This window comes from Citrobacter werkmanii, from assembly GCF_008693645.1.
GTDB classification, from domain to species: Bacteria; Pseudomonadota; Gammaproteobacteria; order Enterobacterales; family Enterobacteriaceae; genus Citrobacter; species Citrobacter werkmanii.
Window position 1 is genome coordinate 1,402,008 of record NZ_CP044101.1, and the last position, 12,867, is coordinate 1,414,874.

General features: G+C 56.0%; 11 protein-coding genes. 4 read left to right on the forward strand and 7 right to left on the reverse strand.

The window, feature by feature from the left end; translation table 11 throughout:
• Positions 1-61 precede the first annotated feature (61 nt).
• The 6 genes from fbpC to FOB24_RS07285 all read right to left on the reverse strand — a co-directional run bounded on the left by fbpC (position 62) and on the right by FOB24_RS07285 (position 7,845).
• Complete coding sequence (fbpC, locus tag FOB24_RS07260) at positions 62-1,108, reverse strand: ferric ABC transporter ATP-binding protein (RefSeq protein WP_137346907.1); 1,047 nt, start codon at positions 1,106-1,108, stop codon at positions 62-64.
• A gap of 11 nt (positions 1,109-1,119) precedes the next feature.
• The gene (locus tag FOB24_RS07265; RefSeq protein ID WP_038638053.1) at positions 1,120-3,198 is read right to left on the reverse strand and encodes an ABC transporter permease; all 2,079 of its coding nucleotides are present in this window, start codon (positions 3,196-3,198) and stop codon (positions 1,120-1,122) included.
• A gap of 67 nt (positions 3,199-3,265) precedes the next feature.
• Positions 3,266-4,297 carry an ABC transporter substrate-binding protein gene (locus FOB24_RS07270; RefSeq protein WP_069323924.1) on the reverse strand — a complete coding sequence of 344 codons (1,032 nt, stop codon included), beginning with the start codon at positions 4,295-4,297 and terminating at the stop codon, positions 3,266-3,268.
• Complete coding sequence (gene uhpC / locus FOB24_RS07275) at positions 4,294-5,589, reverse strand: MFS transporter family glucose-6-phosphate receptor UhpC (protein ID WP_038638059.1); 1,296 nt, start codon at positions 5,587-5,589, stop codon at positions 4,294-4,296. The genes FOB24_RS07270 and uhpC overlap by 4 nt, the downstream gene beginning before the upstream one ends.
• Positions 5,590-5,674: 85 nt before the next feature.
• Positions 5,675-7,216 (reverse strand): MASE1 domain-containing sensor histidine kinase, encoded by a 1,542-nt coding sequence (locus FOB24_RS07280; RefSeq protein WP_150344723.1) that lies wholly within the window; start codon positions 7,214-7,216, stop codon positions 5,675-5,677.
• Positions 7,216-7,845: a response regulator transcription factor gene (locus FOB24_RS07285; RefSeq protein ID WP_150345564.1), complete on the reverse strand. Its 630-nt coding sequence runs from the start codon at positions 7,843-7,845 to the stop codon at positions 7,216-7,218. The genes FOB24_RS07280 and FOB24_RS07285 overlap by 1 nt, the downstream gene beginning before the upstream one ends.
• A 344-nt stretch (positions 7,846-8,189) precedes the next feature.
• Between FOB24_RS07285 and tauA the strand changes: the two genes are divergently transcribed.
• From tauA to tauD, 4 genes are read left to right on the forward strand one after another with little or no spacing between them, the layout of a single operon-like run.
• Positions 8,190-9,152, forward strand: coding sequence for a taurine ABC transporter substrate-binding protein (gene tauA, locus FOB24_RS07290; RefSeq protein ID WP_069323926.1), 963 nt, complete (start codon positions 8,190-8,192; stop codon positions 9,150-9,152).
• 11 nt (positions 9,153-9,163) lie between these two features.
• Positions 9,164-9,931: a taurine ABC transporter ATP-binding subunit gene (tauB, locus tag FOB24_RS07295; RefSeq protein WP_069323927.1), complete on the forward strand. Its 768-nt coding sequence runs from the start codon at positions 9,164-9,166 to the stop codon at positions 9,929-9,931.
• The gene (gene tauC, locus FOB24_RS07300) at positions 9,928-10,758 is read left to right on the forward strand and encodes a taurine ABC transporter permease TauC (RefSeq protein ID WP_079225266.1); all 831 of its coding nucleotides are present in this window, start codon (positions 9,928-9,930) and stop codon (positions 10,756-10,758) included. The genes tauB and tauC overlap by 4 nt, the downstream gene beginning before the upstream one ends.
• Entirely contained in the window at positions 10,755-11,606 is an 852-nt protein-coding gene (gene tauD / locus FOB24_RS07305; RefSeq protein WP_038638080.1) for a taurine dioxygenase, read from the forward strand. Before tauC ends, tauD begins: the two co-directional genes overlap by 4 nt.
• Before the next feature lie 79 nt (positions 11,607-11,685).
• Here tauD and hemB read toward each other — a convergent pair whose 3' ends face one another.
• A complete protein-coding gene (hemB, locus tag FOB24_RS07310; protein WP_087857024.1) occupies positions 11,686-12,660 on the reverse strand; it encodes a porphobilinogen synthase in 975 nt (324 codons plus the stop codon).
• Positions 12,661-12,867 lie beyond the last annotated feature (207 nt).

Below are 12,867 nucleotides of genomic sequence, written 5' to 3' on the forward strand. Positions count from 1 at the left end.
GCATCAGGCATTGCCGGATGGCGGCATAAGCGCCTTATCCGACCTACAAAGCAACAAAATCTTATGCCGCATCTGCCAGCACAAACATGCCGTACGGGTGGATTTCAAGGTAGTACTGCTCGCCGACGTCCGGCTGCAGGCGCGTGGCGTTGACCTGTAACAAGATCTCCTGTCCATGCCACTCCACCGTGACTTCATATTGAGGGCCCATATAGGCGACATGGCGGATCGCGCAGCGCTGGCTCTCCTCGCCGCGATCGCTGAGCGTGATCGCTTCCGGGCGCACGCCGACCATCCCTTCTCCGTGATCGTTAAAGTGCGGCGGTCGCGGCAAACGATAGCCGTAGATATCAACGTATCCTGCGCTAAAGGTGGCCGGAAACAGGTTGGCATCGCCCATAAAGCTCGCCATAAAACGTGAGGCCGGCTGACGATAAAGATCCTGCGGCGTACCGATCTGCATGATGTGTCCTTTATTCATCACCAGTACGGTATCGGAAACCGCAAAGGCTTCGCTCTGATCGTGAGTAACGTACAGCGAGGTGATATCAAACTGCTTTTGTAGCTCGCGGATCTTGTCGCGCATGCTGCGACGCAGGTTGGCATCCAGGTTGCTCAGCGGCTCATCAAACAGCAGCACCTTCGGTTTGAGGATCAACGCGCGGGCCAGTGCCACGCGTTGCTGCTGACCGCCGGAGATCTGATCGACATAGCGCTCTTCGAACCCCTCCAGATCGACCATCGCCAGCGCTTCTTTCACCCGCGTCTTCACTTCGCTGCGCGACACGCCAAGCATCTTCAGGCCATAGCCGACGTTCTCTCCCAGCGACATGTGCGGAAACAGAGCATACGACTGAAACACCATGCAGATATCGCGTTGCTGAATGGAACGATGGGTGACATCTTCGCCATCAATAAAAATCTGGCCTTCACTCGGTTTTTCCAGCCCGGCGACAAGGCGCAAAATGGTGGTTTTGCCGCAGCCGGAGGGGCCGAGCAGCGTCACCATTTGCCCCTGCGGAATGGTGAGGTTGATGTTGTCGATAACCGTGTTGCTGCCAAATCGTTTAGTGACGTTGCGCAGTTCAACGAAATTTTTCTGAGTCATAGTGCGCTCCATTACGCCTGGTTTTTAGCTTTTGAACGGGAGGTACGTGATTCGCCGATCAGCCAGTCAAAGATGAAAATAATCGCCAGCATCACCACGATCAGAATCGAACCGTAGGCAATCGCCACCCCGTACTCGCCGTCTTCCACGCGGTTGAGGATGTAGGCCGTCGCCACGCGGGTATCCGGCGTCACAAGGAACACAATGGCGCTGACGGTGGTAATGGCGCGCACAAAGCTGTAGATCAGCGCCGAGAGTATCGCCGGGCGCAGCAGCGGCAGCAGGATATGCGTAATGGTCCGCAGGGAACCGGCACGCAGGCTAAGCGAGGCTTCATCCAGCGATTTATCGATTTGGCCTAAGCCCGCGATGCCCGCCCGAATTCCGACCGGCACGTTACGCATCACCATTGAGATAATCACGATGGCGGCGGTGCCGGTGAGGTACACCGGGGCGCTGTTAAAGGCCAGAATGTACGACACGCCCGCTACGGTGCCAGGAACGGCAAAGCACAGCATGGTGGTGAACTCGATGGTTTTTTTACCTTTAAACTGCTGGCGCACCACAATCCACGCGATCAGCAGACCAAAGATCGCGGTGATCGGCGCGGCAATCCCGGCGTAGAGCAGAGTGTCGAGCAGTGAAGGCCACGCGCCGTCGCTCATCCCCTGACCGAACAGTTTGGTAAAGTTCGCCAGCGTCAGGGTGTAGTCCACGCCCCAGTTAACGGTGAAACTGCCGTAGAAAATGCTGCCGTAGAGCAGGGCGTTAAAGGCAATCCACACCGCCAGCAGCGCAACCACGCTCCACACCAGCGTCACTGGCAGCGGCTGGACGTCGCCCCGGTAGGATTTACCGGAGACCGTCACGTAGGAGCGCTTGCCGATCCACATGTACTGCACACAGAATACCAGCAGCGAGAACAGCAGCAGGAACGCGCCCAGCGTACTGGCGGCCTGATAATCGAGCTGCGAGCCGGTGATATAGAAGTAAATTTGCGTTGCCAGCACGTCGAAGTTACCGCCGAGCACCAGCGGGTTACTGAAGTCGGCCAGCGACTGTACCACCACAATCAAAAAGGCGTTCGCCAGCGCCGGTTTCAGTAGCGGGACAAACACGCCGTTAAAGGTCTGCCAGCGGCTGGCACGCAGGGTGTATGATGCTTCTTCCAGCGACGGATGAATGGTCTTGATCGCCCCGTCGAGGATCATAAACGCCATCGGCGTAAAGGCCAGCACCTGCGCCAGCCAGATGCCGGTAAAACCGTACAGCCAGTTGGTGTTGGTTAAGCCGAACCAGTCGACCATAAATTCGGTGATGTAACCAGAGCGACCCATCATCAGCGTAACGCCTAAACCGACGACAAACGGCGGGGTGACGATCGGCAGAATCGAGAAGATACGTCCGATGATGGCGCTACGTCTGGCGATACGGGTCGTGTAGATAGCCAGCACCAGGCCAAAGAAGGTACAACCGACGCCGACGGCAATCGACAGCATAATCGAGTTGAGGATCACCTGAATGATATGCGCCTGCGACAGCACATTCATAAACGCCAGTGGCGCAAATTCCCCGGCGTCGTTGGTGAACATCGGAATGAAAATAGCGATGCTCGGCCAGACGATAAAAATACCGATCAGCGCGACAATGGCGGTCAGCGAGCCGATGACGAAACGGTCGCCGCCCAGCCATTCAAGACGGGTAAGCGCCAGGGTCATAATTGCGCCCAGCGCCACAAACAGCACGATGGTGGCATAGCCTAAGCCGCGACCTTCAAGCGTGGCGCTGGCGACGATAAAGGCCATGCAGAAGAATGCCCAGCCTGCGTCAAGATAATGGCGGCCGCGCTGTTCGCGTCTGGCTTCATGGAACGGGCGTACCAGCAGCAGGCTTGGTAGCAGATACCATAACCAACTGATATTGAATTGTGACCAGCCGTAGGCGGCGAGTATTTCTTCGCCCGTCGACTCCAGCAGACCGTAGTCCAGGCTCCAGCTTGGCAGCAGGGCAAACGCCAGCCAGCCGAGCAAAACCCAAAGAAATATCGCATCCCGTTTTTTCACGGGATGGAGTGCAAGTGTGTGTGACATAGCGGTTCCGGTATTTCAGGCCGGGCGGGCGCTTACGCCGCACCCGGCAAATGAACGCAACGTGGGCTTATTTACCCATCTTCACTTCGCTAACCCACTTATTGATCAGGGCCTTACGTACGTCGGTCGAGCCGTACTTATCCATGTCGTAGTTGATAAGCTTCAGGTCGTCGAGCTTCAGCGAGTTCGGCGAGGTCTCGGCGGTGGTGTTGGTCAGGATCTGATAGGATTTACCTTTCTTCCATGCCAACTCCTGGGCGTCTTTCGACAGCACCCAGTCAACGAACAGTTTGGCGTTGTCGAGGTTACGCGCGCCTTTCAGGATGCTGACGCCGCCAATTTCATAGCCGGTGCCTTCGCACGGGGAGATCAGCTCCAGCGGGGCGCCCTGTTCTTTTTCCAGCGAGTAGTCGTGCAGGAAGCCAATGCCGATCGCCGTTTCGCCACGGGCGGCATTACGCGCCGGAGCAATGCCGGATTTGGTGTACTGGGAGACGTTGGCGTTGAGCTGTTTCAGGTAATCAAAAGCCTGATCCTCACCCCACAACTGGGCGAAGGTCGCCAGCGCGGTGTAGGCGGTGCCTGAACTCTGTGGGTCAGCAATCTGGATTTCCCCTTTGTATTCTGGTTTGGTCAGATCCTTCCAGCATTTCGGTACCGGCAGGTTTTTCTCTTTCAGGCGTTGAGTATTAACGCCAAAGCCCAGAATACCGACATACACCGCCGAGGAGAGGTTACCTTTTACTTTTGCCGGATCGCGGAACTTCTCCATGATCTGCGCGAGGTTAGGCGATTTGTACGGCTGCAGCAGGCCCATTTCGCCGGCCTGGGATTGTGGATCCAGCGTACCGCCGTACCACACATCCGCCTGCGGGTTTTTCTTCTCGGCATCGACCTTCGCCAGCGTGCTGCCGGAGCCGTTACGAATAAATGAGGTTTTCACATCATATTTGTCGCCGAAGGCTTTGGTTTCGGTTTCGCACATCTCGTTGGTGGCGCTGCAATACACCACCAGACGTCCTTGAGCTTGTGCCGCACTGCTGAAGGCCGCCAGCGTCAGAGCGGAGGCAATCAGGGTAGAGGTAAGCGTCAGTTTCATTGTTTTATCCTTTGACTGAGAGAAGGGGTAATGCCCGCAATGAGCAATGGCATCAGCAATAAACCCATAAAAACAGCGGCAACCGAGAGCAAACTGAACATTCCCGACCAGCCGTAGTGTTCTATGACCAGCGACAGCGGCCAACCCGCCAGCGCGGCCCCCAGATAGGCGAACAGCCCGAGAAAACCGGTGATTGAACCTGCCGCCGCTTTGTGTCCGCATTCGACAGCAGCCAGACCAATCAACATCTGCGGGCCAAACACAAAAAAGCCCACGGTAAAGAAACAGACTGCCAGCAGCGCATAGTGGTGCACCGGGGCCAGCCACAGGGCGGCGACGGAGACCATCAGCCCCAGCGTGAACAGCAATATCATCGGCGCGCGCTGACCGCTGAACAGCAGATCCGAGCCCCATCCGGCAAATAGCGCGCCGAGCAAGCCGCCGACTTCAAACAACATCACCGTGGCATTGGCGCTGAGTAGATTCACGCCGTGGCTTTCCGTCAGCCAGATGTTGCCCCAGTCGTTGAGCGCAATGCGGATCAAATAGACCAGTACATACGACACGCCAAGCAGCCAGATCATCGGATTTTTCAGCATGGTGGTGCGTAACATTTGCCACAGCCCCATCGGCGGGCTCTGCTGCTCCTGACGTAGCTCCAGCGGATCGTGCCGCCACTCTCCAACTGTCGGTAATCCCTCTTCCTGGGGCGTGCCTTTCAGTTGCAGGGTGAGCCAGATACCTAACGCCATGCTGATTATCCCTGGTGCCAGCATCGCTGCCTGCCAGCCCCACCAGAGGGCGGCAAAGGCGCTAATCAGCGGGATGATGGCCCCGCCGATGTTGATCGACATATTCCAGCAACCCCACCAGAAGCCGCGTTCGTTGCGCGAGTACCAGTGGGTCAGCAGGCGGGCGCAGGGCGGCCAGCCCCAGCCCTGGAAAAATCCGTTCAACGTCCAGACCGCCAGCAGCAGCGTCAGCGATTCACCAAAGGCGAACACCACGTTCAAAACACCAGTGGCGAACAGGCCTATTCCCATGAATGCGCGCTGCCCATGGCTGTCGTGCCACAATCCGGCGGCGAATTTCGACAGGCCGTAGGTCAGATAAAACAGCGATCCCAGCAGACCGATATCGCCTTTATCCAGCCCCAGATCCGTTTGCAGCGCCGGGAGTACATAGTTGACGCTTTTGCGCGTCAGATAAAACGCGGCGTAGCCAATCACCATGCACATCAGCAATTGTGGACGTAGCGTCCGGTATTGTTGGTCTGTTTCGCGTGCGTGCATGGCGGTCTCCGTTTGTGCTGACTATAGGAAAGTGAAAGCAAAAGGGGATGAGAGAAAGTCCGCAGTGACTAAGACTTTTTCCTGGTTAGCGGCTGGTTTGTTGCAAATTTGTGGGCAGGTTAACAATTACCCGCGTGCCGTGGTTCGATTCCAGCGTGAGTTCGCCACCGAGGGCGCTTACCCGCTCACGCATCCCCTGGATACCGAAACCGGGGATTTTTTCCGGGAGGATACCCACGCCGTTGTCATCGACTTCCAGTGACAGGCGGTGTTCCCGCTGGCGTAGCGTAATCGATACCTCGCTGGCATCGGCATGCTTACAGATGTTATTGAGCAGTTCCTGCATCAGGCGATACAGCGTGAAGCGCACCGTTTCATTTTCTGGCGTATTTTCCAGATGGTAATTAAATCGGCAGCGGATGCCCCGCTCGGCAAAGGCAAATTCATTCACCAGATGATACAGCGCATCTTTGAAAGACAGTTCATCAAGCGCGGGCGGGCGCAACTGGCGCAGAAGCTGGCGGGTGGAGTGGTGAATGCGCCGGGCAAGATCGTTGATCTGATTCGCCGCCTCAAGCGTTTGCTCGCGACCCGGCGCGCGTTTGACCAGTTGCGTCTGAATCTGGATGGCGGTGATGTTCTGGCCTATTTCGTCATGCAGTTCACGCGCTAAACTTTTTCGCGTGTCTTCCTCGGTACGAATCAGCTGTTCGGTCAGCGCACGGCGTGCCGCCAGTTCGGCTTCCAGACGCTGGCGATAATGGTGCAAGTTTTGCGCCAGATGCTGCTGGCGGCTGATGGCGATGCCAAGACCAATACCCAGCAACGCCTGCGTCGCGAGAAAAATCTCCAGTTCAAGAAGATTACTGAACCCCACGCCTATCTGCCGGGCGATGGTGATCATCATGCTGCCGAGCAATCCGGACAACACGCCGCCCTGCCAGCCAAATTTCCATGCCATCACCACGTTCGGTAAAAACACCACGATCAGCAGCAGGCGCTCGATATCCGGCGACAGTACCATTTGTGTGCCAATGCCAATAATAAAAAACAGGCTGCACCAGATGATAAGCGAGGTGCGCAGCGGGGGATTGGTAGTATCCAACCCGAGCAAATGATAACGGTGCTGCTGGCGCAGAAATTCATAGATCAGATAGACAAACGGCGTCAGCAGCACACCGCCGGTAAACGACGCCAGGCCAATTAACGTTGCCGGGCTTTCGATAAACGGTGACAGCAGGGCGGTATTAAGCAATGAGGTAATTGTTACCGCGGCCAGCAGCAGTGTTAAGCGCTGCCAGTACAGGGGGAAGCGGTGCCAGTATAACTGACCGATGCTTGCCGGAAGAAGGCTAATTAATGGGGCTACCAGCAAAATATAGCCATTCAATAATTGCTCGCTGTGCAGCCAGAACAGCATCAGTACCGGCGGCAGCACTAGCGCGGGCCAGTAGCGGCGAGAAAGCAGAATCAACAGTGCAAGATAGACCCCGTGTGGCAGGAATAATGCCGCCTGCTGACCGTTGTGGGTCAGGTAAAACCCCAGCGTCCACAGCATCAACCAGCCCGATCCCCAGGCCAGCAGAATAAACAGGGAGATTACCCAATGACGAAGGTTACGCGACATTAATGCCCCGTCAGTAGCTGGTGGTCGAGGGCAAAATGCACCAGCTCAATAGTGCTGTGGCATTGCAGTTTGCCCAGCACGTTCGCGCGGTGGACGTGAACCGTTTTGTGGCTGAGATCGAGCTTAAAGGCAATTTCTTTCACGCTGTCGCCTTTGACCAATAGATCAAACACTTCGCGCTCGCGCGGGGTCAGTACCTCCAGAACCTGCGCGGGCTGCTCGCCGCCGCGTAATGCCCGCAGCGCATCGGCGCACAGATAATGCCCGCCCATACCCACCGATCGTACCGCCTGTACCAGTTCTTCGGGTCCACAGCGTTTGGTCAGATAGCCGCTGGCGCCAGCATCCAGTGCACTTTGTACAAACGTCGGCGAGTCATAAATGCTAAGAATAATGGCGCGAAAACCGGGCTTCTGCGCCCGCAGTCGTTTTAACAGGCTCAGGCCATTTTCATCCGGCATGGCGATGTCCATCACCGCGACGTTGACGTCATCATGCAGTAATGCAGGCCAGGCCTCCGCCGCGCTACTGAACTGACCGGTGATGTTGAGATCGTCTTCGAGACTGAGTAATTGCGCAAAGCCGGAACGAACCACCACATGGTCATCCACCAGCACAACATGAATCATGATATTGCTCTCTTGCCTGACAATAGCGTCTATGATGCCTGCCAGCGCAGCGCTGGCAATCATCCCGGCGCAGTTATGTAACGAATGTAACAAAATCGCAATACACTTCATCCTTCAAGCTGCCTCTTTGTTGGCTGCACTCAGAAACCCCAGTCACATAGTTATCTATGCTCCTGGGGATTTCTTCCCTTGCCGCCTCGACGCATCTTGAATGATTTTGTGTATAAGCATTGCCGGTTTTTTTCTAAAAACGATTTGTTCTTAGCCAGAATTTTTAATTCCTTTATCAAAGTGTGCCGCAACGAAATACTGCCTCCTATAACAAGACAGGGGAGCAGACAATCATGGCTAATTCATCGCGTAACGCACTTCTTGCCGCACTGGCATTCATCGCATTTCAGGCGCAGGCGGTGAACGTCACCGTCGCGTATCAAACTTCCGCCGAACCCGCCAAAGTGGCGCAGGCGGATAACACTTTTGCTAAAGAGAGCGGAGCCACCGTTGACTGGCGCAAGTTTGACAGCGGTGCGAGTATTGTCCGCGCGTTGGCATCCGGCGACGTACAGATCGGTAACCTCGGCTCCAGCCCGCTGGCGGTAGCGGCCAGTCAGCAGGTGCCGATTGAGGTTTTCCTGCTGGCATCAAAGCTCGGCAATTCTGAAGCGCTGGTGGTGAAGAAAAACATCAGTAAACCGGAAGATTTGATTGGTAAGCGCATTGCCGTGCCGTTTATTTCCACCACCCATTACAGCCTGCTGGCAGCGCTGAAACATTGGGGGATTAAACCCGGCCAGGTAGAGATTGTGAACCTTCAGCCACCGGCGATTATTGCCGCCTGGCAGCGCGGAGATATTGACGGCGCGTACGTCTGGGCGCCTGCAGTCAATGCGCTGGAAAAAGACGGCAAGGTACTGACTGACTCGGAAAAAGTCGGTGAATGGGGGGCGCCAACGCTGGACGTATGGGTGGTACGCAAAGATTTTGCCGAGAAATACCCTGAGGTAGTGAAAGCATTTGCGAAAAGCGCCATCGATGCGCAGCAGCCCTATATCGCCAACCCGGATGCCTGGCTCAAACAACCGGAGAATATCAGCAAGCTGGCGCGCTTAAGCGGTGTGCCAGAGGCGGATGTGCCGGGGCTGGTGAAAGGTAACACCTATCTGACTCCGCAGCAGCAAACCGCCGAGCTTACCGGACCGGTAAACAAAGCGATTATCGACACCGCGCAGTTCCTTAAAGAGCAGGGCAAAGTGCCCGCCGTAGCCACGGATTATAGCCAGTACGTGACCGATCGTTTCGTGCAATAAAGGGGACGCTGATGCTGCAAATCTCTCATCTTAATGCCAGTTACGGCGGCAAACCGGTGCTTGAGGATATCAACCTGACGCTCGATAGCGGTGAACTGCTGGTGGTGCTGGGACCTTCCGGTTGTGGGAAAACCACATTGTTAAATCTGATTGCCGGATTTGTACCGTATCAACACGGCAGCATTATGCTGGCGGGCAGTAAGGTCGAAGGACCTGGCGCAGAACGTGGAGTGGTGTTTCAGAATGAAGGTCTGTTGCCCTGGCGCAACGTACAGGACAACGTCACCTTCGGTCTGCAACTGACGGGCATGGAGAAGCCGCAGCGTCAGCGTATTGCTCAGGAAATGTTGCAGAAAGTGGGGCTGGAGGGCGCGGAAAAACGCTTTATCTGGCAGCTTTCCGGTGGGCAGCGTCAACGCGTCGGCATTGCCCGGGCGCTGGCGGCCAACCCGCAGTTGTTGCTGCTGGATGAGCCGTTTGGCGCGCTCGACGCCTTTACCCGCGAGCAGATGCAAACCCTGCTGCTGAAACTTTGGCATGAAACGGGGAAACAGGTGCTGTTGATTACCCATGATATCGAAGAAGCGGTGTTTATGGCCACAGAACTGGTATTGCTGTCGCCAGGTCCTGGCCGGGTGCTGGAACGACTGCCGCTTAATTTCGCCCGGCGTTTTGTGGCCGGAGAGGCGAGTCGCAGCATTAAGTCCGATCCGCAGTTTATCGCCATGCGCGAGTATGTGTTAAGTCGCGTCTTTGAACAACGGGAGGCCTTCTCATGAGCGTGGTGATTAATGACAAACCTCGCCGCCCGCGGGCGCTGAACTGGCGCTGGCCATTCTCGCGCCAGATGACTTTAAGCCTCGGTACGCTGGCCGTCATTTTGGCGCTGTGGTGGACGGTGGCGGCGCTGCAGTTAATCAGCCCATTGTTTCTGCCGCCGCCGGGCCAGGTTTTGCAAAAGCTCATCAGTATTGCCGGGCCGCAGGGGTTTATGGATGCCACGCTGTGGCAGCATCTGGCGGCCAGTTTGACGCGTATTGTTATCGCGCTGCTGGCGGCGGTGCTGTTGGGGATTCCGGTCGGTATCGCCATGGGGCTGAGTCCGACGATCCGCGGCATTCTCGATCCAATCATTGAATTGTATCGTCCGGTTCCGCCATTGGCCTATTTGCCGCTGATGGTTATCTGGTTTGGTATTGGTGAAACCTCCAAGATCCTGCTGATTTACCTGGCGATTTTCGCCCCTGTGGCGATGTCGGCGCTGGCGGGCGTAAAAAGTGCGCAGCAGGTGAGAATCCGGGCCGCGCAGTCGCTGGGGGCCAGCCGTGCGCAGGTGCTGTGGTTTGTGATTTTACCAGGTGCCTTACCGGAGATTTTGACCGGACTGCGCATTGGACTGGGCGTGGGGTGGTCGACCCTGGTGGCGGCGGAGCTGATTGCCGCGACGCGAGGTTTAGGATTCATGGTGCAATCAGCCGGTGAGTTTCTGGCAACGGATGTTGTGCTGGCGGGGATCGCAGTAATTGCCGTTATCGCGTTTATTTTAGAGCTGGGTCTGCGCGCGCTTCAGCGCCGTCTGACGCCCTGGCATGGAGAAGTACAATGAGTGAACGTCTGAGCATTACCCCGCTGGGGCCATACATTGGCGCACAAATTACCGGCGCGGATTTAACGCGCCCATTAAGCGATAACCAGTTTGAACAGCTTTATCATGCTGTATTGCGCCATCAGGTGGTGTTCCTGCGCGAGCAGGTGATTACACCACAGCAGCAGCGGGCGCTGGCGCTACGTTTTGGCGACCTGCATATTCACCCGGTCTACCCACATGCCGAAGGGGTGGACGAAATAATCGTGCTGGATACCCACAACGATAATCCGCCCGATAACGACAACTGGCACACTGATGTGACGTTTATCGACACGCCGCCCGCCGGTGCGATTCTGGCGGCGAAAGAGCTGCCATCGACAGGCGGAGACACCCTGTGGACCAGCGGGATTGCTGCTTATGATGCTCTTTCACAGCCGTTTCGCCAGTTGCTGAGCGGCCTGCGGGCAGAGCATGATTTTCGTAAATCATTTCAGGAATATAAATATCGCCAGACGCCAGAGGAGCATCAGCGCTGGCTGGAGGCGGTCGCCAAACATCCACCGTTATTGCATCCGGTGGTGCGTACCCATCCTGTGAGTGGCAAGCAAGCGCTGTTTGTGAATGAAGGGTTTACTACGCGAATTGTCGATGTGACGGAAAAAGAGAGCGAGGCGCTGCTGGGCTTTTTGTTCGCGCATATCACCAAACCGGAGTTCCAGGTGCGCTGGCGCTGGCAGCCTAACGATGTGGCGATTTGGGATAATCGCGTGACGCAGCACTATGCCAACGCGGATTATCTGCCGCAGCGGCGTATTATGCACCGGGCGACAATTCTTGGAGACAAGCCGTTTTATCGGGCCGGGTGAATAACCGCTGGCGCTTCGCTGACCGGACCTGGCGATAACAGGCCGGATGAGGCGAAGCCGCCATCCGGCACAAGGTCAATTAACGCAGGATTTTTTTCTCAGCCAGATCCAGCGCAAAGTAGCTGAAGATCAGATCCGCGCCCGCGCGTTTGATTGAACCTAAGCTTTCCAGCACCACTTTCTCTTCATCGATAGCACCCGCCATCGCCGCGAACTTGATCATCGCGTATTCACCGCTGACCTGATAAGCGCCAATTGGCAATTCGGTGCGTTCGCGGATATCGCGCAGAATATCGAGGTACGCGCCGGCCGGTTTCACCATCAGGCAGTCTGCACCCTGGGCTTCATCCAGCAGTGATTCGCGAATCGCCTCGCGGCGGTTCATCGGGTTCATCTGATAGGTTTTACGATCGCCCTTCAGCGCTGTACCTGCTGCTTCACGGAACGGGCCATAGAAAGAAGAGGCAAACTTAGTGGAGTAGGACATTATCGCGGTATCGGTGAAGCCCGCAGCATCCAGCGCCTGGCGAATCGCCTGCACCTGACCATCCATTGCGGCGGAAGGGGCGATGAAATCTGCACCCGCAGCGGCAGCAACGACTGCCTGTTTGCCGAGGTTGGCAAGGGTTAAATCATTATCGACGCCGTGATCGCACAACACGCCGCAGTGACCATGCGAGGTGTACTCACAGAAGCAGGTGTCGGACATGACGATCATTTCCGGTACGGTCTGCTTACAGATACGCGACATGCGCGCCACCAGACCATCTTCTTTCCAGGCATCGCTGCCGGTGTCGTCGGTGTGGTGGGAAATGCCGAAGGTCATGACCGAACGGATACCTGCAGTGGCAATGCGTTCAATTTCGCGCGCCAGGTGTTTCTCTGGAATGCGCATCACGCCCGGCATGGCGTCGATGGCTTTGTAATCGTCGAGTTCTTCTTCAACAAAGATCGGCAACACCAGGTCATTTAAGCTGAGTGTTGTCTCTTCAAACATAGCGCGTAGCGCAGGAGATTTGCGCAGGCGGCGAGGGCGATGGATTAGGTCTGTCATGGTATGCCTGATGTTTGTGGAATCGAAGGTCGCAGTATACCTGAACCTGAGGGCGGGTGGTTTACGAAAGTTGGCGTTATGCGAGTGAGGTTCCACTCTTAATAACCTCTTTTACATATATGCTATTTATATTTTTGCGATGTTAATTATTTTAGATATCGATTGGTTTTAATCTTGGTTCAGCTTTGTTTAATGTTTAATTAAGTT

Coding starts and splice junctions, on each gene's coding strand:
- FOB24_RS07265 (WP_038638053.1), bottom strand. CDS start 3,198: ATGTCACACACACTTGCACTCCATCCCGTGAAAAAACGGGATGCGATA.
- tauA (WP_069323926.1), top strand. CDS start 8,190: ATGGCTAATTCATCGCGTAACGCACTTCTTGCCGCACTGGCATTCATC.
- FOB24_RS07270 (WP_069323924.1), bottom strand. CDS start 4,297: ATGAAACTGACGCTTACCTCTACCCTGATTGCCTCCGCTCTGACGCTG.
- FOB24_RS07280 (WP_150344723.1), bottom strand. CDS start 7,216: ATGTCGCGTAACCTTCGTCATTGGGTAATCTCCCTGTTTATTCTGCTG.
- tauC (WP_079225266.1), top strand. CDS start 9,928: ATGAGCGTGGTGATTAATGACAAACCTCGCCGCCCGCGGGCGCTGAAC.
- uhpC (WP_038638059.1), bottom strand. CDS start 5,589: ATGCACGCACGCGAAACAGACCAACAATACCGGACGCTACGTCCACAA.
- fbpC (WP_137346907.1), bottom strand. CDS start 1,108: ATGACTCAGAAAAATTTCGTTGAACTGCGCAACGTCACTAAACGATTT.
- tauB (WP_069323927.1), top strand. CDS start 9,164: ATGCTGCAAATCTCTCATCTTAATGCCAGTTACGGCGGCAAACCGGTG.
- FOB24_RS07285 (WP_150345564.1), bottom strand. CDS start 7,845: ATGATTCATGTTGTGCTGGTGGATGACCATGTGGTGGTTCGTTCCGGC.
- tauD (WP_038638080.1), top strand. CDS start 10,755: ATGAGTGAACGTCTGAGCATTACCCCGCTGGGGCCATACATTGGCGCA.
- hemB (WP_087857024.1), bottom strand. CDS start 12,660: ATGACAGACCTAATCCATCGCCCTCGCCGCCTGCGCAAATCTCCTGCG.